Annotated in this window: 1 pseudogene; it reads right to left on the reverse strand. The window is 72.6% G+C overall.

Features of this window, described 5'->3' with window-relative positions:
• Positions 1 to 14: 14 nt before the first annotated feature.
• Positions 15 to 503, reverse strand: a pseudogene (locus NIE111_RS28165) (hypothetical protein); the annotation flags it as partial.

Below are 503 nucleotides of genomic sequence, written 5' to 3' on the forward strand. Positions count from 1 at the left end.
TGGGCACCATCGTCTCAGCCCTTCTGACCGGCAGGCCGGCCACGCATCCACCGCACCCACTCCACGGTGGAGCGCACCGGCCCGAGGCGGGCGCCGAAGCCTCGGCGCGCCAGGTCGTCGGCGATCTCCTGGGCTGCGATCTGCAACCCCAGGAAGGTGTCCACGCCGGGGAAGTAGCCGCCGAGGGTAGCCGTGCCCGAGGCGTAGAGGGCACCGTCGCCGCTCGCTGTCCCGCGTACCTCGAAGTGCCGCTCCACGTCGAGGCGGCCGACCGGGTTGCGGCCGGCGCCGCCATGTTCGAGCAGGTCCGCGATGACTCGGTGCTCGGCTATGTCGGCCTCCAAGCCGGTGCAGTCGATGACGTAGTCCGCGAGCAGCGTCCTCGTGCCGGCGTCGCCGGTGACCCGGCTGGCGATCCGGCCGTCGGCGGTCGGTTCCACCTGGTCGACCGTGCCCTGCCAGGTGCGGTACCAGCCGCCCTTCCGGCCGGCGCGCATCTGTTC

It is taken from the genome of Micromonospora hortensis (genome assembly GCF_022230935.1).
Taxonomy (GTDB): Bacteria; Actinomycetota; Actinomycetes; order Mycobacteriales; family Micromonosporaceae; genus Micromonospora; species Micromonospora hortensis.